The organism is Mesorhizobium sp. M0772 (assembly GCF_040320135.1).
GTDB lineage: Bacteria > Pseudomonadota > Alphaproteobacteria > Rhizobiales > Rhizobiaceae > Mesorhizobium.
This window is the reverse complement of the sequence record NZ_JAMYPB010000035.1, coordinates 18,037-37,387: the sequence shown is the minus strand read 5'-3', so window position 1 is coordinate 37,387 and position 19,351 is coordinate 18,037. Positions and strand designations below refer to the sequence as shown.

At 63.2% G+C, this 19,351-nt stretch carries 22 protein-coding genes; 7 read left to right on the top strand and 15 right to left on the bottom strand.

From position 1 onward, the window contains the following. Window positions 1-60: 60 nt before the first annotated feature. Window positions 61-678, bottom strand: coding sequence for a hypothetical protein (locus NKI06_RS21420; RefSeq protein WP_245262754.1), 618 nt, complete (start codon window positions 676-678; stop codon window positions 61-63). A gap of 39 nt (window positions 679-717) precedes the next feature. Continuing rightward, a complete protein-coding gene (locus NKI06_RS21415) occupies window positions 718-1,344 on the bottom strand; it encodes a hypothetical protein (protein WP_245262753.1) in 627 nt (208 codons plus the stop codon). A gap of 90 nt (window positions 1,345-1,434) precedes the next feature. Between NKI06_RS21415 and NKI06_RS21410 the strand changes: the two genes are divergently transcribed. Both NKI06_RS21410 and NKI06_RS21405 read left to right on the top strand, forming a co-directional pair. Continuing rightward, window positions 1,435-2,367: an OmpA family protein gene (locus tag NKI06_RS21410; RefSeq protein ID WP_245259835.1), complete on the top strand. Its 933-nt coding sequence runs from the start codon at window positions 1,435-1,437 to the stop codon at window positions 2,365-2,367. A 328-nt stretch (window positions 2,368-2,695) separates the two neighbouring features. Further along, window positions 2,696-3,211: a TIGR00645 family protein gene (locus NKI06_RS21405; protein WP_023672463.1), complete on the top strand. Its 516-nt coding sequence runs from the start codon at window positions 2,696-2,698 to the stop codon at window positions 3,209-3,211. Window positions 3,212-3,341: 130 nt separating this feature from the next. Here NKI06_RS21405 and NKI06_RS21400 read toward each other — a convergent pair whose 3' ends face one another. The 3 genes from NKI06_RS21400 to NKI06_RS21390 form a co-directional block, all read right to left on the bottom strand. Further along, window positions 3,342-4,208 (bottom strand): SDR family oxidoreductase, encoded by an 867-nt coding sequence (locus NKI06_RS21400; protein WP_352986989.1) that lies wholly within the window; start codon window positions 4,206-4,208, stop codon window positions 3,342-3,344. A 119-nt stretch (window positions 4,209-4,327) separates the two neighbouring features. Then, window positions 4,328-5,038: a helix-turn-helix transcriptional regulator gene (locus tag NKI06_RS21395; protein WP_502900605.1), complete on the bottom strand. Its 711-nt coding sequence runs from the start codon at window positions 5,036-5,038 to the stop codon at window positions 4,328-4,330. Between the two features lie 8 nt (window positions 5,039-5,046). Continuing rightward, window positions 5,047-5,919 (bottom strand): S1C family serine protease, encoded by an 873-nt coding sequence (locus NKI06_RS21390; protein WP_352986985.1) that lies wholly within the window; start codon window positions 5,917-5,919, stop codon window positions 5,047-5,049. A 169-nt stretch (window positions 5,920-6,088) separates the two neighbouring features. Here NKI06_RS21390 and NKI06_RS21385 point away from each other — a divergent pair, with 169 nt between their 5' ends. Beyond that, window positions 6,089-7,039, top strand: a complete 951-nt coding sequence (locus tag NKI06_RS21385; protein ID WP_352858106.1) for a S1C family serine protease — start codon at window positions 6,089-6,091, stop codon at window positions 7,037-7,039. Between the two features lie 4 nt (window positions 7,040-7,043). Here NKI06_RS21385 and NKI06_RS21380 read toward each other — a convergent pair whose 3' ends face one another. Then, entirely contained in the window at window positions 7,044-7,889 is an 846-nt protein-coding gene (locus NKI06_RS21380; RefSeq protein WP_352986984.1) for an arginase family protein, read from the bottom strand. A 160-nt stretch (window positions 7,890-8,049) separates the two neighbouring features. Continuing rightward, window positions 8,050-8,475, bottom strand: coding sequence for a VOC family protein (locus NKI06_RS21375; protein ID WP_352986983.1), 426 nt, complete (start codon window positions 8,473-8,475; stop codon window positions 8,050-8,052). Window positions 8,476-8,541: 66 nt separating this feature from the next. Between NKI06_RS21375 and NKI06_RS21370 the strand changes: the two genes are divergently transcribed. Continuing rightward, entirely contained in the window at window positions 8,542-9,168 is a 627-nt protein-coding gene (locus NKI06_RS21370) for a TetR/AcrR family transcriptional regulator (RefSeq protein WP_023672456.1), read from the top strand. Here NKI06_RS21370 and NKI06_RS21365 read toward each other — a convergent pair. Next, the gene (locus NKI06_RS21365; protein ID WP_352986981.1) at window positions 9,101-10,057 is read right to left on the bottom strand and encodes a LysR family transcriptional regulator; all 957 of its coding nucleotides are present in this window, start codon (window positions 10,055-10,057) and stop codon (window positions 9,101-9,103) included. The two genes, NKI06_RS21370 and NKI06_RS21365, sit on opposite strands and share 68 nt — an antisense overlap. A 109-nt stretch (window positions 10,058-10,166) precedes the next feature. On the opposite strand from NKI06_RS21365, the gene NKI06_RS21360 reads away from it, so the two are divergent. Both NKI06_RS21360 and NKI06_RS21355 read left to right on the top strand, forming a co-directional pair. Then, window positions 10,167-10,802, top strand: coding sequence for an FMN-dependent NADH-azoreductase (locus tag NKI06_RS21360; RefSeq protein ID WP_352986979.1), 636 nt, complete (start codon window positions 10,167-10,169; stop codon window positions 10,800-10,802). A gap of 218 nt (window positions 10,803-11,020) precedes the next feature. Then, a complete protein-coding gene (locus tag NKI06_RS21355) occupies window positions 11,021-11,599 on the top strand; it encodes a hypothetical protein (RefSeq protein WP_245266126.1) in 579 nt (192 codons plus the stop codon). Between the two features lie 47 nt (window positions 11,600-11,646). Here the strand turns inward: NKI06_RS21355 and greA are convergent, their stop codons facing one another. The 3 genes from greA to NKI06_RS21340 form a co-directional block, all read right to left on the bottom strand. After that, window positions 11,647-12,129, bottom strand: a complete 483-nt coding sequence (gene greA, locus NKI06_RS21350; protein ID WP_352986978.1) for a transcription elongation factor GreA — start codon at window positions 12,127-12,129, stop codon at window positions 11,647-11,649. Window positions 12,130-12,230: 101 nt separating this feature from the next. Further along, window positions 12,231-12,527, bottom strand: coding sequence for an HlyU family transcriptional regulator (locus tag NKI06_RS21345; RefSeq protein ID WP_023691516.1), 297 nt, complete (start codon window positions 12,525-12,527; stop codon window positions 12,231-12,233). A 101-nt stretch (window positions 12,528-12,628) separates the two neighbouring features. Then, entirely contained in the window at window positions 12,629-13,297 is a 669-nt protein-coding gene (locus tag NKI06_RS21340; RefSeq protein ID WP_352986977.1) for a PadR family transcriptional regulator, read from the bottom strand. Window positions 13,298-13,569: 272 nt separating this feature from the next. Between NKI06_RS21340 and NKI06_RS21335 the strand changes: the two genes are divergently transcribed. Then, window positions 13,570-13,827 (top strand): DUF2798 domain-containing protein, encoded by a 258-nt coding sequence (locus NKI06_RS21335; protein ID WP_023672449.1) that lies wholly within the window; start codon window positions 13,570-13,572, stop codon window positions 13,825-13,827. Window positions 13,828-13,872: 45 nt separating this feature from the next. Here the strand turns inward: NKI06_RS21335 and NKI06_RS21330 are convergent, their stop codons facing one another. The 4 genes from NKI06_RS21330 to dnaG all read right to left on the bottom strand — a co-directional run bounded on the left by NKI06_RS21330 (window position 13,873) and on the right by dnaG (window position 19,190). Beyond that, window positions 13,873-14,253: a thiol-disulfide oxidoreductase DCC family protein gene (locus NKI06_RS21330; RefSeq protein WP_352536691.1), complete on the bottom strand. Its 381-nt coding sequence runs from the start codon at window positions 14,251-14,253 to the stop codon at window positions 13,873-13,875. A gap of 69 nt (window positions 14,254-14,322) precedes the next feature. Then, a complete protein-coding gene (locus NKI06_RS21325; protein WP_023733294.1) occupies window positions 14,323-14,616 on the bottom strand; it encodes a GYD domain-containing protein in 294 nt (97 codons plus the stop codon). Window positions 14,617-14,812: 196 nt separating this feature from the next. Further along, the gene (gene rpoD / locus NKI06_RS21320; RefSeq protein WP_023672446.1) at window positions 14,813-16,837 is read right to left on the bottom strand and encodes an RNA polymerase sigma factor RpoD; all 2,025 of its coding nucleotides are present in this window, start codon (window positions 16,835-16,837) and stop codon (window positions 14,813-14,815) included. A 412-nt stretch (window positions 16,838-17,249) separates the two neighbouring features. Continuing rightward, window positions 17,250-19,190 (bottom strand): DNA primase, encoded by a 1,941-nt coding sequence (gene dnaG, locus NKI06_RS21315; protein WP_352986975.1) that lies wholly within the window; start codon window positions 19,188-19,190, stop codon window positions 17,250-17,252. Window positions 19,191-19,351: the final 161 nt, after the last annotated feature.

The window sequence follows — 19,351 nt, the reverse complement described above, 5'->3', positions numbered from 1 at the left end:
TGTGACTTCAAGTTCCGGCCGCACCATAGGAAAAACATGAAGTTGCCTTCAAAACGCCGGTCAATCGTCCTTGGGTGCGGGTAATGCCTGCAAACCGGAACCAATCCGGTCAAGGACAGTTTGGGCAGGGATGGGACCCCACAAGGAGAATTTAAGATGAAACGCCAACCACGGGTACTGGCAGGTACGGCACTTGGCCTGCTTATGGCATCCGCGCCGTTGGGCGCATCCCCGTTGCAGGGCAACGCCGTTTTCGGCCCCTTGCAGCACACGGCCGCGCCACTGATCCTGGTCCAGGACGACCCTGCTGCAGATGGTCAGCAGACCGACCAGGAACTGCCGCGCAAAAAGAAACGCCAGCAGGCCGAACAGGCAGCGCCGGCCGCCGAGCAGCCTGCACCGGCTGCAGAGCAACCCGCCCCTGCCGCCGAGGAACAACAGCCGCGCAGGAAGAAGCGGGATCAGCAGCAGACCGAGCAGGCCCCGGCCGAACAGGCCGCACCTGCCGCCGAGGAACAGCAGCCGCGCAAAAAGAAGCGCAATCAACAGCAGCAGATCGAGGCGGCGCCTGCGGATGAGGGCGGCGCCCAGGCAGCGCCGGCGACCGATGAGCAGCCGCTCAAGCCACGCAAGAAGAAGCGTGACCAGCAGCAGATCGAGGCAGCACCGGCTGAACAACCGGCCGAACAGGTAGCTCCGGCAAATGAAGAACAGCCGCTAAAGCCACGCAAGAAGAAGCGCGACCAACAGCAGATCGAAGCGGCGCCCGCTGAACAGCCGGCCCAGCAGCCTGCCGAGCAGGCAGCGCCCACCGAACAGGTGGCGCCGGCAAACGACAACAAGTCGGGCAAGAAAAAGCGCAAGCAGGATCAGCAGATTGAGGCCGCGCCTGCCGACAAAGCGCCAGACGTCAAAGTTGCGCCTGCCGGAGAGCCCGCGCCGCAGGCCGAGCCGATTCAGCCCCCGGCCGATCAGCAAGCGGCTCCCGCCGAAGGTGAACAGCCGAAGGATCAGGCGAAAAAGCACGGCAAAAAAACTGTCGGCGAACAGCCGGTGACGGGCGAACAGCAGCCTGCGACCGGTGAACCACAGCCTGCGGAGCAACCGGCCAATGCCGAGCAGCCCGCGCAACGTGAGACGCCGGCGCAAGGCGAAGCCACGGCCAACCCCGACGAAGCACCCATCCTGGACAGCCAGAAGGATGCCAGGCGCAAGCACCGCAAGGACCAGGGCGGCAACAGCCAGAATGGCGACGGCCAAAATGGGAACGGCCAAAATGGGAACGGCCAGAATGCTGGCGGCCAGACGGGCGAGCAGCCCGCGCAGGGCGGCACCGAGGCGCAAGCCCCGAAGCCGGCTCCGGTCGACCAGGGACCGCCGCCCACCGACGACAAGTCAGCTCAGCAGGCAATTCAGCCAGAAAAGATCGCCCCGGTGACGGAGGAAAAAGGCAAACGCGTCGAGCGTGCACCCGATGAGAACGTCCGCGACCGCCGGCGTCCGAAAGGCGTCGACGTCGTCAAGGAACTCGGCGACCGCGTCATCCTGCAATTCAACAACCAGACGATCGTGGAAAGCAATGACGCTCCGCGCATGCACCGCGGCGCCAGGAATGTTTACTATGAGGAACTGTCGGGCGATCGCTCTCGGGAAATCGTCGAGCGCGACAATGGCATCCAGATCGTCACCATCCGCAACCGCAATGGCGACGTCATCAGGCGATCGCGCATCACGCCGGATGGGCACGAATATGTGCTGAGCTATGTCGACGAGCGCAGCTATGACGACGACAATGACTGGCGCGATCCCGGTGACGACCTGCCGCCGATGCGGCTCACCATCCCGCGCCGCGAGTACATCCTCGATTCGGAAGATGTCGAAAGCCCGGACGATTATTACGAGTTCCTCGAACAACCGCCGGTGGAGAAGGTCCAGCGCCTCTATTCCATCGACGAAGTGAAGCGTTCGGCGCGCGTGCGCGACATTGCCCGTCGCGTCGACCTCGATACATTGAACTTCGAGTTCGGCTCGGCCTCGATATCCGACACCGAAGTGCAGAAACTGGAAGGCGTCGCCACGGCCATGGAGAAACTGTTGAAGAAGAACCCGGCCGAAACCTTCCTGATCGAAGGCCACACCGATGCGGTTGGCACGCCGGAAGCAAACCTTGCTCTGTCCGACCGGCGCGCTGAGTCTGTCGCCGAAGCGCTGACCAATGCCTTCGGGATCCCGCCGGAAAACCTGACCACTCAGGGCTATGGCGAGGAATACCTGAAGGTCAACACCACGGCGCCCAACCGCGAGAACCGCCGTGTCGGCATCCGTCGCATCACCTCGCTGGTGGCACCGGTGGCGAGTAACAATTGATCTGCTTTCCAATGGCTTGAGCAGCTTTCTGGAATCAGATCGACAACAAGGACCCATCCCGGCAGATCGGGATGGGTCGAGCTGCGGACAGCAATTCCGGTCAGCAAGAATTTGTACTGGTATTAGAACCGGCTCATTGAATGGAGCGGCCGCCCTCCCCAGATTCAAGGCTGGGCGTTCCCTGCCCCGTCCCGACTCCAGCGGGATGCATTGAACCCCGCCGGCCCTCCCGGCGGGGTTTTTTTTTGCGCCGCAATTTGCCTTGCAAACCGCGGCAAGCTGACCGAAATACCCCAGTCGACCTCAGAAAGCTGACCGGAACCGCTGCATGAAACGTCTCGAACTCGCCATCGAATCGATCATCCTCGCCTCACGCTGGCTGCTGGTGGTTTTCTACATCGGGCTGGCCCTGGCGCTCGCCGTCTATGCGCTGTCCTTCGGCAAAAAACTCTACGAGTTCGTCATGGTCGCCTTCACACTCGACGACACCGACACCATCCTGAAGATGCTCGGCCTCATCGACGCCGCACTTGTCGCCTCGCTGGTGGTGATGGTGATCATCTCCGGCTACGAGAATTTCGTCAGCCGCTTCGACGACCAGGATGGCGGTGTGCACTGGCTGGGTACGATCGATGTCGGTTCGCTGAAGGTCAAGGTCGCCTCGACCATCGTCGCTATTTCCTCGATCCACCTGTTGCAGGTGTTCCTGAATTCGTCTTCCTATACGATCGACCAGCTGATGTGGCTGACCATCATCCACCTCGCCTTCGTCGTTTCGGCGCTGATGCTGGCCTATATCGACCGGCTGATGGGACTGAGCAAAGGCAAGAAGGGCGAGGAGTGATGAGCCCCTTTCTCCCCGTTCATGGGGAGGTGAGGCTGGTCCGCACAGCGGGCGAAAAGCCAATTGCTTGGTTTTTCGAACAACGCCGGCAGGTGGATGAGGAAGCAGCGCCGTCGGCCCGTGATTTCCGTCAGTAGATGCTTTTGACGTTCGTCGGCGAATTGGCAAATACCGCGTCCGGCACGAAAAAGTCTCCGGCCAGCGGCCCGGTCGCGCCTGGCGCGTAGGCCGCGAAATCGGTCACGCCCTCGGCCCGCAGCACCTCTTCATCGATGTAGAAATTGCCTGATGTCTCGCGCGATGGCCGCAGGAAGATGGCGTGTGCGGCATCGGCCATGATGTCGGGCAAGCGGCTCATCGCCGCGACCGTCGCGCCACCGAGCAGATTGCGCACCGCCGCCGTGTCGATGGTCGAGATCGGCCACAGCGAATTGACCGCGATGCCGTCCTTGGCAAACTCGGCGCTCATCCCCAGCGTGCACATCGACATGCCGAACTTGGCCATGGTGTAGGCGACGTGGTTCTTGAACCATTTGGCCTTCATATCGAGCGGCGGTGCCAGATTCAGAATGTGAGGATTCTCAGCCAACTTCAGGTGCGGAATGCACATTTTCGACACCAGGAAAGTGCCGCGCGTGTTGATCTGGTGCATCAGATCGTAGCGCTTCATGTCGGTCTCCAGCGTGCTGGTGAGCTGGATGGCGCTGGCATTGTTGACGCAAATATCGATGCCGCCGAACTTTTCGACGGTCTTGGCAACCGCCTCGGCCACCTGCGCCTCCTCGCGGATGTCGCACAAAACAGGCAGCGCCTTGCCGCCGGCCTGCTCGATCTCCTCAGCTGCCGAGTAGATCGTGCCCGGCAGCTTCGGGTGCGGCTCGGCGGTCTTGGCCGCGATCGTCACATTGGCGCCGTCGCGCGCAGCGCGCAGCGCGATCGAAAGACCGATGCCGCGCGACCCGCCGGAGATGAACAGCGTCTTTCCCTTGAGCGACATGTCTTGGCACCTCCCTTGCTACATCACTGACGCGAACCATTGCGCGGCGGCAATGCACTGCGCAAGGCCTCGGCAGCCTGCAACGGGTTACGCAACGTAGGCTCAAACGGAAAAGGGGGTTAGACCAGCACCAGGCCCTGCCGCATCGCGATCGCGATGGCATCCGTGCGGTTCGCAGCACCCAGCTTGATCAGGATCGCGGCGACGTGGAACTTTGCCGTATGCACGGAGATGTTCAGCCGCCGCGCGATCACCTTGTTGGGCGCGCCTTCGGCGAGCAGCGCCAGCACTTCCGTCTCGCGCGGTGACAGCGCTGGTCGGAGGGCGGCGCCGTCGTCAAAAGATTCCTCGCCAAACAGCCCGCTATCGGTTTCAGTTCCGCTCGCTATGTGATCGAAACCGCCATGACGATCCGGCGTCAAACGCCCATCCCTTGACACCCGGTAGCCGGCCGCCGCCAGTCTGACGGCAGCCGCGATCAGATTCGCATCCGACGCCAAAGGCAGCACGGCAAGCACCCGGTTTTCCGGCCGGCCAGCGCTCGCGGATAGCAGCACCCGTGGGATTGCGCTGTTGCCACCATCGGCCCGATCGAGCCAGGCCGCACTGTTCGCAACAGCGTCATCGACGACAGCGACGTCGACAATCCCGCTGCCGGCCACGACCGGAAGCAGATCGTCCGCCATCGCAAGCGAAGCCGACAGGCGCTCGGCACGCGCGGCATCGTGCAGCGCGATCAGCACCACGAGCCGGCGTCCGCCGCCCGCCACCTCCGGCCCACCCGCCTCCGATCCACTCGCCTCCGGCCTTGTCAGCGTCTCGCTTTCCATCGGCCCTCTCAGCTCAGCGGCTTTTCACCGACGGTCAGCGCGACATCGCGCTGCTCGCCGCCGCGCACCACGCCGAGCGTCACCGCGGCGCCCGCGCTATCCGGCCCAAGCTTTCGGATCAGTTCGCGCGGGCCGTGCACGGCCTCGCCATTCCACGCCACGATGATGTCGCCCAGCGCAAGGCCGGCGGCCTTGGCCGGACCATTGTCGTCGAGGCTCATGACCATGGCGCCGCGCGCCGCGCCGTCACGGATCGGGTGCAGGCCGGCGCCGAGATAGCCGCGCGCGACATGGCCCTTTTCACGCAGCGTCGCCACGGCCCGCTCGATCGTCTCATAAGGCATGACCAGCGCACGACCACGTGGCCCAAACAGCAGCATGCCGATCAGCGCGCCCTTGGCGTCAAGCACCGGCCCGCCCTCGAAACGGCCGCCGGCATTGACGGCGAGATTGATGCGCCGATCGATGGTGCCGCCGCGCATCGAGCGCCAGGCGGGGCCGACCTCGCCGACCGAACCCGATACGGCCAGCGCCGAACCCTGACTACTGCCGATGGCGATGGCAAGATTGCCGGGCCGTACCGCGTCAGCCTTGGCGAGCGCAGGCGCCGCGACCGCGCCGGCCGGCTTCAGAAGCGCTACGCCGGTCGACGGATCGCGACCGACCAGTTCGGCCTTCACCGCTTCGCCCGAAGCCAATGTCAATTCGATCTCCTCACCGGCCTCGACAGCTTCCTCGGCGGTGACGAAATAGCCGTCACGCCAGTGGAAGGCGCTGGCGGTGCGATGGTGATGGGTGGTGAAACTTGCCGTTGCCGGCGCAGCCTTGGCGGCGAGATCGGCGATGGCCTCGGAAAATGCATAAAGGTTGAAGTCACTCATGATGATCTCCTGGGTTTTCTCATGCCCCAGATATCGCTCGGCAGTGCGCCCGGAGGTACTCGTCTGACGGCTAGTTACTGGTGTGACTGGCCATCTGGTCAGGTCGCGGCAGTTCGAGCCGCTCCGCACATATAGTCATCATCGCGCCTGAAAACACGGAGCCCCGCCAATGGCCCTCGCCGCCCACAAATTCGAAACCGACGACACACTGCTCGACGCCTATTCGACGACAGTCGCCGACGCCGTCGACCGCATCGGCCCAGCCGTCTGCCGCATCGAGCGCGTCGGTGGCCAAGGTGGCCATGGCTCCGGCTTCGTCATCGCGCCGGACGGGCTGGTCGTTACCAATTTCCATGTCGTTGGCGATGCCAAAACGGTGCGCGTCTCTATGCCCGACGGCGCCTCCAGCGAAGGCCGCGTGCTAGGCCGCGACCCTGACACCGACATCGCGCTGGTGCGCGCCGATGGCAGCTTCACCGAAGTCGCGCCGCTCGGCGATTCCAAGCGGCTGCGGCGCGGCCAGATCGCCATTGCCATCGGCAATCCGCTCGGCTTCGAATGGACCGTAACGTCAGGCGTGGTCTCCGCACTTGGCCGTTCGATGCGCGCCTCGACCGGGCGGCTGATCGACGATGTCATCCAGACCGATGCCGCGCTCAATCCCGGCAATTCCGGCGGACCGCTGGTGTCGTCGGCAGGCGAGGTCATCGGCGTCAACACCGCCATGATCCACGGCGCGCAAGGCATCGCCTTCGCGGTCGCTTCCAACACCGCCAATTTCGTCATTTCGGAGATCATCCGCTTCGGCCGCGTGCGCCGTGCCTTCATCGGCATCTCCGCCGACACCACCAACCTGCCGCGCCGCGCCGCCCTTCTGTCGCAAGTGACCACCAGTACGGCGGTACGGCTGCGCAGCGTCGAGAAAGACGGACCCGCGGCGAAGGCCGGCCTCAGGGAAGGCGACATCATCGCGTCAATAGACGGTCGCCCGGTCACCGGCGTCGACGACCTCGTGCGCATGCTCGACGCCGAACGCATCGGCCGCGAGACGCTGTGCACCGTGGTGCGCCGCACCGGCGTCAGCCAGGTGACGGTGACGCCGGTAGCAAGGGCGAGTTGAGCCCTTATCGAGGGTTGAGCACCCGCCCGAGCAGCGACACCAGCAGTCGCGCAAGGTCACCGGTCGGGTCGAGGTCGGGATCGTAGATCGTCATGTCCAAGCCGGTGCAGCGCTGGTCCGCTGTCAGCGCCGACAGAATGGCAACGAGTTCATCGGGGTCGATGCCGGGGCTGCCGGGCGAATCCACCGCCGGCATCACCGTCTGGTCGAGCACATCGACATCGAGATGCAGCCAGTAGGGACAGCCGGCGCGCGCCAGCGTCGCTCTTGTCTTTTGCAACACTCCAGCCGCGCCGAGTTCCTGCGCGGCAAAGACGTCGATGCGCGTCACGGCGGTCGCATTGATGTCGGGCCAGGCAAAATCGGCATCGCGGCTCTCGCGTTCGCCGATCTGAACCACCGCCTCGTCGGCGACGAGCGGACCGACAACACCTGGCCATTGCGCCAGCAAAGCCTCGCCGCGTCCGGTGGCAAGTGCTAGATCCACGCCGGCAGCCGAGCCGAGTGAGGCATTGACATCGTAGTTGCCGGGATGGCGGAAATCGCTGTGGCCATCGACATGGACCAGGGCGACCGCGCCCGAGCGCCGCGCAGCGACCAGTGCGCCAAGCAGGATCGAGCAGTCGCCGCCGATGATCAGCGGGAACTCTCCTTGCCCAAGCGCACCGGTGACGATCTCGGCAAGATCGAGGTTGAAGCGGCGGATCGCCGGACCATTACGCAGCCTAGTGCCCGGTTGCGGTTCGGTACTGTAGGCGGGTCTGTCGAGATCGACCACCCGCCCCGGCGCCAGCGACTCGATCAAACCAGCTTGGCTCAGCGCCTGCGGCGCACGCCAGGTGCCGGGCACATGGCCCGGCTCCAAGGGCCGAAGGCCGAGATTGGATGGCGCCCGAACAAGGCAGATGTCACGCATGCGGCAGGCCCAGCTTCAACGTCACCAACATAGACCGCATGGTGCGGGTCCGGCCACAGCGGCCGGAGCCGCTGCCGACATTTGCTGCCATCGTTCAGGCGCCCGCCGCGCCCGCCGCGAATTGCGCCTGAAATTCCGGGCTGAGCGGGATGGACTTGATGACGTCGATCAGCACGCCATTGGGATCCCTGGTGATGAAATGGCGCTGGCCGAAGGGTTCGTCGCGCAGCGGGCAAAGGATCGGCAGGCCGGCCGCAACGATCCGTTCATAGACAGCGTCAGGATCCCTCACCTCGAAATTGATCAGCAGCCCCGATGTGCGGCCGCGCCCCTCCTCGGGGATCGTCTCGTGGTCGCCCTGGACGATGCCGAGATTGACGCTGCGATCCTCGGCAGACTGCAGGTGCACATACCAGTCGCTCGCAAACAGCGGCTTGAAGCGGAAGTGATTGATATAGAAGGCTTTCGTGCCGGCTACGTCGCTCGTCATCAGCACCGGATAATAGCTCGTCGTCTTCATCTTTCTTTCTCCCGTCAGCCAACATACAGTTTGCATGTAATTCGAAATAACATACAGGCTGCATGTATGCAACGAGAAACCCCGCGCCGCTCCAACCGCGACCGCACCGAAGCGACGCGCGCCGACCTGATCGCTGCGGCGCGCAAACTGTTCATCGAAAAGTCCTATGCCGAGACCGGCACGCCGGAGATCGTTGCGGCCGCCGGCGTCACCCGCGGCGCGCTCTATCACCACTTTGCCGACAAGCAGGCGCTGTTTGCCGCCGTGGTCGAGCAGGAGGCGGCGGCGGTGGCGCAAGAGATCGAGCGCGCCTCGCCGCCTTCTTTGTTTGCCCGCAATGCGCTGATTGCCGGCTCGGACGCCTATCTCGCCGCCATGCGCGCGCCCGGCCGCACGCGGCTTTTGCTGCTCGACGGGCCGGCCGTGCTTGGCCGCGCCGCCATGGATGCGATCGACAATCGCCACGGCAACCGGTCGCTGCGCGAAGGCCTGGTTGCGGCAATGCGCGAACAGTCGATGACCAGACTGCCGGCCGATGCTCTGACCGCTTTGCTCGCCGCTGCCTTCGACCGCGCAGCACTTGCCGTCGAGGCCGGCGCCTCGGCCGAAGACTATCGCGCCGTGCTCATGGCTCTGATCGATGGGCTGTCTCCGGCTCATCCTCAGGCAGGTCGTCCGGGTCGAACTCGTTGAAGCAGCCGAGCTGGCGTTTGAACTGGTCGATCAGCCAGGCCGCCGCCGGTTTCGGGCTGCGGTCGGCGCGGTGCATGGCGTAGAGCGATGAGCGCACCTCGCTAAAAGGTTCAAGGTCGAGTTCGACCAGCCTGCCGCTGGCCAAATCGTCCGCGATCAGCCAGCGCGGCAACCCGCCCCAGCCCAGCCCCTCGCGCATCAACGTATGCTTGATACGCACATCTGTCAGCCGCCATGTACGATAGGCAAAGACGCCGAAGTCGCGTCCCTTGGTGCGTTCCGACTGGTCGGTGACAACCAGCTGGGTGTGCTCGCGCGCATCCTCGAGCGCCACCGGTTTCGGCAGCAGTGCCAGAGGATGGGTGGGGGCGGCAGCCAGCACGATCGACATGAAGCCGATGCGCACGAGATGCACGTCGACCTCGCCCAGCAAGCCACCGATGCCAAGATCCGACTGTCCGCTGACGACATGGTCGGGGATCAGACCGAGCGTGCCGATATGCAGTCGCATCATCACGGTCGGGAACTGCGCCTCGAATGCCTTCAGCACCCGCACCAGCACTGGCGAGGGCAGCGCCGCGTCAACCGATAGCGCAACTTCAGCCTCCAGCCCCTGATGGTGACCGTCGGCACGCGAACGGATGCGCTGCAGCATGCCGACCATGCGCCGGGCGTCCTCCAGCATCGCCCGGCCGATTTCGGTCAGCTGCGGCTCGCGCGTGCCCTCGCGCTCGAACAGTTTCAGGCCAAGCTGCGCTTCAAGATTGGCGATGCCGTAGCTGATGACGGACTGCGCGCGGTTAAGCTTGCGGCCGGCGGCTGAGAAGCTGCCGGTGTCGGCAACCGCAACCAGGATCTGCAATTGGTCGAGCGTCGGATTGGGTTGCACGACATACCTACTTTATGGATGGATCATATAGATAATATACCAGTTTTTTGAATGGGTCGGTAGGCCCATATCAGGCGGGAGAAATCAATTCCCACTGGAGAGAACCGCTATGTCTATCCTGCTTGTAACCTCGAGCCCGCGCGGCGCTGCCTCGCACTCGACCCGTATCGCTACCGAATTCGCTGAAAAGCTCGTCGCCGCCGACCCGTCGAATACGCTCGTCGTACGCGACCTCGTGGCCAACCCGCTGCCGCATATCGGCACCGATTATGCGACCGGCATCTACACCCCCGTTGAAGCCCGCACGCCGCGCCAAGCCGAAGTCGTCGGCGTCTCCGACATCGTGCTTGACGAACTGTTCGCAGCCGACACCGTGATCCTGGCCACCGGCTTCATCAACTTCAACATCTCCTCGACCCTGAAGTCCTGGGTCGATCACATCTCCCGCTCCGGCAAGAGCTTCTCTTATGGCGAGGGTGGTCCCAAGGGCCTCGTCACCGGCAAGAAGGTCTATATCGTACTCGCCTCGGGCGGCATCTATTCCGAAGGTGCGGCCGTGCAGTTCGATCACGCCATCCCCTATCTGCGCGGCGTGCTCGGCTTTCTCGGCATGACCGATGTCGACGTCATCCGCATCGAAGGCGTCGGCATGGGCCCTGATGCCGTCACCGCCGCACTTGCCAAGGCGACCGCCAAGGTCGATGCCGTGGTGGCCAAGACCGCGAGCGCGCAAATCGCCGCGTAAGCACACCCCGTCATTCGCATTGAAAAGGCAGGCGCTTCGGCGCCTGCCTTCTTGCTGTCCGGGGCCGAGAGCAGGGTCCACCGGCAGATGGCGTGGTGTTCGTGGCGGGGTTTTCGATGGCTGCCAACTATTCTTGCCCGTTCATCAGCTGGCCCTCATAGGCTTGGAGCCCCCGGCATCGCCATCGGATTTGCCGTTGGTCCACGGCCAATCTGTTTTTGCACCGACGGATCGGGCTAAACTCGTGCATCCCTGTCAAAACAGAGAGGCAACTTATGGCCGAATGTCGGAGTGGAGGAGAGAACAACGGAATTGTCGCAAGCGCTGTTGCCGACGACGATCCGCGTCTCGCGTTCATCTATCAGGAGGCGGTGAGAGGTCTCACTCAACAGCAGACGCTTGTGGAGAACATGAGCACCCGCGCCGGCAGCCTTGTCTTTGCCACCGCATTTGCCAACTCGCTACTCGGCGGTGCGGCGCTTTCCAACGGGCTTGGGCTTTGGGATTGGACCGCAGTGGCCCTGTTGTTCGGCATCGGCGGGCTGATCGTCTTCATGCTTTGGCCCTATCACCAATATACATTCCGCTTCGATCCGGAAGATCTGCTTGATCAATATGTCGACGGCGACAGGCCGACGACAATGTCGGCCATGCGCCGCGCGCTTGCCCTTCGGATCAAGGCGGACATGGCCGGCAACTGGCGAATTATCCAGCGGCTCCGGCTGGCGTTGCAGATTGCGCTGGTTTTTCTGCTGCTCGACATCCTGGCTTGGCTTTTGGCAATTGCGGGCATCTGATCACGTCTCAAGGTGCACCGGCCTCGGTCGCGCATCATACCTGCGTCCTAGGAAATGGACAGGATCTCAAGTTCGCGCGGCCCTAGCTGGACAAAGTCGCCAACGGTTTTTCCGGTCAGCGCGATGGCAACCGGCGAACCATGCGATATGGAAGCTTCAGACGGGTTGGCCTCATCCTCTCCGGCGATGCGGAAGGTCTGAGTGCGGCCATCATCACGCTTGAAGGTAACGGTGTGCCCGAAGGCGATCGCCTCATTAGAGGTGGGCACCGGCATAAGCTGAGCCGTACGCACGCGCTCGGCATAGTAACGCATATCTCGAACCGGAATCGCTGACTGGCGTCGCCGCTCATTGACATCTTCCAGCACGCTAGCGGCCTCGAGAGCTTGCTGGGCGCGAGCCAATTCAACCTGCAGCATCTTGAGGCCCGCTTCCGTGACAAGGTTGATCCGATCGGAGATAGGGCGAGCCGGCAGGATGGTTTCCGATGCAGCCTCGGCGCTTTCCTCCTTGGCAAATGCTACGCTCAATTGTCGAGACTTTCTGCTTGCGGCCCACTGCCGCTATTCGAGATTCTGGCGACGAATGACCGGCGCAAAACCTACGTTCGGCGCCTCGACCAGTTCGGCCCTTACCCGAACATCCTCTCGCCTTGCTCGTCGACCAGCTGCATGCCCTTCTTGATCGAGATGTCGACGGCGTCGTCCAGTCCGGCAAAGCGATCGGCGCGGATGAATTTGTGTTCCTTCATCACGCCGTCGACTTCCTTCGAAACCACGCCGCAGGTCTGGTATTGGCCCCCCTCCGCCTTGTAGGGCGTGGCGCTGATCAAAAATCCCTTGTGCTCAACCTGCTTTGCCGGTGCTGCGCTCTTGGGCTCGCCCGCCTCACCGCCGCCACCACCGAAAAGACGTTTCAGAAAAGACATCGGGCTTCCTCCAACGGCAATCATCCTGCACCACGTCTCGCGGTGCAGGATGATTTTCAGTACCGTTCCTCAGTCGAACGGGCAAGGGTTCTCGCCAGGGGTCAACCGCGCGATAGCGCTTCCAGGGCTTCAGCGGCGGCTTCCAGGACTGCAATCGCCTCGGCCTGCTTTTCAGCCGGCGCGTCGACGAGATCGCCGAGCGCGGCACGCAGCCGGTGGCGCACGGCGCGGAACTCGTCGCGGGCTTCCGAGCGACCCCGTCCACCACGCCGTCCGCCTTCCTCGCCGTCGTCGTTCCAGCCGAACCAGTCCCGCGCCTTGGCCATCTTGCGGCCGAAGCGCTCGAGATGCTCGAGCACGCCGTCGATCATTTCGCGGTTCTCGGCGAGATGCGCCTGCCCCGCCTCGGTGATCGAAAACACCTTCTTGTTGCCGTCCGCGGCTGATGCCGCATAGCCGGCCTCTTCCAGGAAGGTCAGCGTCGGATAGACGACGCCGGGGCTCGGGCTGTAGATGCCGCTGGTGCGCTCCTCCAGCGCCTTGATGATGTCGTAGCCGTGGCGCGGCGCCTCGGCCAGCAGCGACAGCGTGATCAGCTTGAGATCGCCGTCGGCCAGCATGCGCCCGGCACGAAACATGTCGCCCGGGCCGCCGCGTCCACCGCCACGTCCGCCGTGGCCGAACGGACCAAAGCCGCCGCCCCCTCTTCCACCAAATTTGCCTGCCATGTGCAGGAATGCGCGCTCGCCAAAGGGATGATGTCTGTGCATGAATTGCTCCTTGAGTTATATCTTACGATACATCTTAATTAGGCTTACCCCGCCGACGAGTCAAGATATATCTTACGATGTATCTAAAGGCGGCGCCAGAAGGTTGATTTCGCCGCCGCCGGCAGCTAGAAAGCGCGTGAGGGCCAAAACCTCTCCGTAAGCGTCTGACGTCAAGCAACGCATCCACCCCGGTCTTTCCGGGCAGTTCCGCCGGAAACCCGGCGCAATGGATGCCAAATGCGACGGACCGGATGTTTCAGGAAAATCCAAAAATGACCACGACCCGTAAGCGCGGCAAGCTGCCGGCGCGCTATGCCGCGATCGTCAGCCCGCTGGTGCTGTCGCTGCTGATGACCTTCATCGTCTCGTTCATATCGACGCTGAAAAGCCTTGGACTGCAACCTGATTTGCCGGCTGTCTGGCTCACTGCCTGGGGCCTGTCCTGGCTGGTAGCGTTCCCAACGTTGCTCATGGTGCTGCCGGCGGTGCGCCGCATCGTCGGCTGGCTTTGCGAGCCAGCGTCCCGGTAACGCCCATGACGGCAAGGCCCGCAGATATCTTCGGGCCTTGCCTCCCTACCAGCGAGCCTTGCGCCGGTTCCAGGCATAGAGAAGATCGGCGAAACGATCATAGGCCCAGCGTGTCAGCGGCAGCGCGACCGGATTGCCGAAGAGCGTCGCCAGCCAGCCCTCGCCCGGCGTCGCCCGCCAGACGGCAACCGCGACATCGGCGCCGACCAGCAGCCTGCCTTCGGCATCGGTGGCATGCAGCCGGCGGCGTATGTCCTCCAGCGAGGCGCCGTAGCCGGCCAGCGCCGCCGGTTCGAGGTTGATGTCGCGGAATTCGATCCGCCCGGCCTTGATCGCCTCGATCAGCCGCCGTTTCTGCCGGGTGATGCCGCCATCGCAAACCGGGCAGCGTGTGTTGTACCAGACGGTCAGCGCAGGCTTGGACATGGCGCGACTATCACCCTGACGGCACGGCCCCGCAATATGACGCCGAGCCGCACGGACCCACGCCCAGCGCTATCCAAGCGAGGCGACGATCTCGCGATAGGCAAATTCCGGGAAAGCCTTGAGCGTTCGCGTCTTGACGCTGCCACCCGTTGCCAGCATCAAGGCGAAACGAGCAAGCACAGCATCGTCGGGCGCCTCGATAATCGCCACCATGTCATATTCGCCCATAGTCAGGTAAAACGCCTTGAACGAGCCGCCCATGTCGGCCAGTTGCTTCTTGGCGGCATCGAGCCGCTTCGGCGACTCTCGGATATTTCTGGCGCCCTGTTCCGTCCAGTTCATCAGCAGGATGTAGGTTGTCATCACACACCTCCCTCCGGCGCCACAGAGCACGGCTCAGGTTGTCAACCTTCGCCGGGGCGAGCATCCGGTTTGTCGCCCAGAACATGCATCCGACCAGGCAAGTATCCTCCCGACGGAGATGGGCGACAAGAGCCCTCCCCGGGCAACAAAAAGGGCGCCGTCGGCGCCCTTTTCGAATGCTGGTCTGTTGCCGCTATCAGCTGTCGAGGAAGCTCCTCAGCTTGCGGCTCCGGCTCGGGTGCTTGAGCTTGCGCAGCGCCTTGGCCTCGATCTGGCGGATACGTTCGCGGGTGACCGAAAACTGCTGGCCGACTTCTTCCAGCGTGTGGTCGGTGTTCATGCCGATGCCGAAGCGCATGCGCAGCACCCGCTCCTCGCGCGGCGTCAGTGAGGCCAGAACGCGTGTGGTGGTCTCGCGCAGATTGGCCTGGATCGCCGCATCGATCGGCAGGATGGCCATCTTGTCCTCGATGAAATCGCCCAGATGCGAATCCTCCTCGTCGCCGACCGGCGTTTCGAGCGAGATCGGCTCCTTGGCGATCTTCAACACCTTGCGCACTTTTTCGAGCGGCATTGCGAGCTTTTCTGCCAGTTCCTCCGGCGTCGGCTCGCGGCCGATTTCATGCAGCATCTGGCGCGACGTGCGCACGATCTTGTTGATCGTTTCGATCATGTGCACCGGGATGCGGATGGTGCGCGCCTGGTCGGCAATCGAACGCGTGATCGCCTGCCGGATCCACCATGTCGCGTAGGTCGAGAACTTGTAGCCGCGGCGGTATTCGAATTTGTCGACCGCCTTCATCAGGCCGATATTGCCTTCCTGGATCAGGTCAAGGAACTGCAGGCCGCGATTGGTGTATTTCTTGGCGATGGAGATGACGAGGCGCAGATTGGCCTCGACCATTTCCTTCTTGGCGATCGCGGCTTCGCGCTCGCCCTTCTGCACCTGGTTGACGATCTTGCGGAATTCCAGGATCGAGATCGCCGTCTCGGTGGCGAGGTTCTGGATTTCCGAACGCAGATCCTTGATCGCGTCCTTCTCGTTCTTGGTGAATTCCTTCCAACCGCGCGAGGTCAGGTTGCCGATCGAGCGCGTCCAGTTCGGGTCGAGCTCGGATCCCTGATATTCCTTGAGGAACTCCTCGCGGCGCACGCCATAGCTTTCGGCCAGGCGCAGCAGCTTGCCTTCGTTCTGCACCAGGCGCTTGTTGATGTCGTAAAGCTGCTCGACCAGCGCCTCGATGCGCGCCGTGTTGAGCGACAGCGACTTCACCGCCTTGATCAGCTGGTCCTTCAGCTCCTTCAGGCGGCGGTCCTGGCTGGGCGACAGCGTGCCCGTCGCGGCCAGACGGTTTTCGACCTGCTGGTCCTGCAGCTTGCGCAGCTTCTTGTAGGTGTCGGCGATGACGTCGAGCGTCTCCATCACCTGCGGGCGCAATTCCGCTTCCATCGCCGCCAGCGACAGGCTCGCCTCGTCCTCGTCTTCCTCGTCGTCATCGACCAGGCCGCGCGTGTCGGCGCCGACATTGGTGATGTCGTCTTCCTCGTCGCGTCCACGCCTCGGCTTGTCCTCGGCCTTGGGCGCCTCCTCGATGCGCTCGACCACCGGCGCCTGCTTGGCTTCGGGGCCGGCATAGGTGGCTTCGAGGTCGATGATCTCGCGCAGCAGGATCTTGGATTCGTTGAGCTCGTCACGCCAGATGATGATGGCCTGGAAGGTCAGCGGGCTTTCGCAGAGGCCCGCGATCATCGTTTCGCGGCCGGCCTCGATGCGCTTGGCGATCGCGATTTCGCCCTCGCGCGACAGGAGCTCGACCGAGCCCATCTCGCGCAGATACATGCGCACCGGGTCATCGGTGCGGTCGGTCGGCTCTTTCTTGGTGGTCGTGGCCGCGACGGCGGTGCCGGTCTGCTCGGCCAGTTCGTTGGCGTCTTCCTCGGCGTCGGCATTGCTGTCGGCGGCCTCGGGCTCCTCGCTCTGATCGTCGTCCTCGACCACGTTGATGCCCATGTCGGACAGCATCGCATTGATGTCTTCGATGCGATCCGGATCGGTCTCTTCCGACGGCAGAACCGCGTTCAGTTCGTCGAGAGTCACATAGCCGCGCTTCTTGGCGGCCTTGATCATCTTCTTGACAGCATCATCGGAAAGGTCGAGCAGAGGCCCATCGGTGGCGCCTTCACGTTCGGTCTCGACCTCTTCCTTTTCCTTTGTCGCCATAGTCTTTATCTTCTCCTAGCGGCCGAGCATCGAAGCCGCGTAGCTGCCGCACCGGTCAAACTACATGCGCTGGTGGCGCTTAACCGGGCCGGTAACCGAATCAACTCTTTTGTTTGTTCATATCGTGCCCCCAAAACCGGTTTTCACTTTTGGGCGATATGCATTAAGTCCAGATTAACCCTGATATCTGTGGCAGGCTGACAGCCTGTCCAGTGATCAGCACCTCGCGTCAGTGCATTTCCATCGACGCCGGCACGGGTTAAGGTTTCGAATCGTCCTGATTCCGTCATTCTGCCAGAAGGTCAAGCGCCTCTCGCATGATTCGCATCAAAAAAGCGAATCAATTACCCGACTTAGAGGCGTCGATTCGACGCGCAGCACGTACATCATCCATTCTTGCGCAGGTTTCGACCTACACGCGCCCACCCCTGCCCGAGGACACACCGAAGCCTTCGATCAGCGCTTCCGTTGCTTGTACATCACGGAACTGCGCCTGAATCTCGATGAGGTGCCGGTAGTTTTCGTCAGTGGGATCGCTGGCGAGCGCTGCTTCCGCCTGTTTCAGCTCCTTATGTAAGGTGCGCGCGCTGCGCTGCAAGTGCAGCGCCTGGTTGAAGGCGTCGCGGGCATCGTCAAGCGCTGCGGTTTCCAGCGCGGGCCATTGCCTGGCCCGTTGGATGAGCGCCACGGCGCGCCCCCAGATATCGCTGCAGCCGGCACGTTCGATGGTGGCGATCACCGCGCTACGGTCATTGGCCATGTCGTGCGCCATCGCATCGAGGATGGCGGCGTGCAGCCGCTGCAGATCGGTGTTGGCGAGATCGAGGAACTCGACATGGGCGAAGTTCTCGTCGATCAGCGCCGGATGGTTGACGAGGGCTACGATGATCGTCGCCTCGCGCACCGACATCATCTCGCCACCGCGTTTGACCATGGCGGAGCGGCCGAGGCTTTCGGTGATCGCGGCGCGCGCGCCTGCCCCGCTGCCTTTGGCGAACTGTCCGCCGGGTGCGGGCGTTTTGCCCTGCCCCGGTTTCCAGTCCTGGCGACCTTGCCGCACTTCGCGCTGGGCGCTGAAGAAGGTCAGCTCCCGCTCGCGCATCCACTGCTGGTAGTGGTAGCGCTGGCTCTCATCGCGGATGCGGCTGGTCAGTTCGCGCAGCGTCTTTGTCAGCCCCGCCCGCCGCTCCGGCGTGTCGAAGACGCCACCGGATGTCTCACGCATCCACAACAAATCAGCGAGAGGCCGCGCTTCCGCCAGCACGGCACGAAACGCGTCCGGCCCTTCTGCCTTGACCAGATCGTCGGGATCCTTGCCCTCCGGCAACAGTGCAAAGCGCACCGACCGCCCGGCCTGCACCGACGGCAGCGCGAGATCCGCGGCCCGCCACGCCGCCTTCAGCCCGGCCTGGTCGCCGTCGAAGCACAGCATCGGCTCAGGCGCCATGCGCCACAGAAGTTCGAGCTGGTTTTCGGTGAGCGCGGTGCCGAGCGGCGCCACGGCATTCTCGAAGCCGGCCTGCGCCAGCGCAATCACGTCCATATAGCCTTCGACGGCAATCACCGTGCCGCCTTTCGCCAGCGCTTTGCGGGCTCGGGCGAAATTGTAGAGCACGTTGCCCTTGTGGAAGAGCTCTGTGTCGGGCGAATTCATGTATTTGGCCAGCGCATCGGGCGCCAGTGCGCGGCCGCCAAAGGCGATGATCTTGCCGCGCGAATCCGAGATCGGGAACATGATGCGATCGCGGAACCAGTCATAGGAGACCGGGATGTCGTCGCCATGACGCACCAGCCCGCAGGCCTCGATGTCGGCCTTGGGCACACCCTTGGCGGCAAGATGTTCCTTCAGCGCATTGCGGCTGTCGGGCGCAAAGCCCAGCCGGAACGATTGCTGCGTCGCCGGCGTCAGCCCGCGATCCCTGAGATAGGCGCGGGCTTTTGCACCCTCCGGTCCTTGCAGCCGCTCCTGGAAGAAGGCAGTCGCCATCTCCATGACATCGGTCAGACTGGCGCGTTCCTTCTCACGCTGTTCTTCCCGCTCGTCGCGCACCGGCATCGGCACGCCGGCCATGTCGGCGATCTTCTCGACCGCTTCGGGAAAGCTTAATCCGTCGAGCTCGGTCAGGAACTTGAAATGATCGCCCGACACCGAACAGCCGAAACAGTGATAGCGGCCCTTCTTGTCCTCGCAGTGGAAGGAGGGGCTCTTTTCGCCATGGAACGGACAACAGGCCCAATAGTCGCCGCGCGAGGCGTTGGTCTTCTTCCTGTCCCATGCGACGCGCTGGCCGATGACCGATGAAATCGGCACACGGTCGCGTATCTCATCGAGAAAGGCGGGCGGAAAGCGCATTGGGGAACTCGTTTGTCCCTCATATAATCATGCGCGCGGAATCCGACGACCCTTATTGCGGACCATACCCGGTTTCCACAGCCAAAAAGCCCGGTTTCTACAGCCAAAAGAAAGGCGGCCGTTTCGGGCCGCCTCCTTTCAAGTCTCGGCATTGCGCCGGC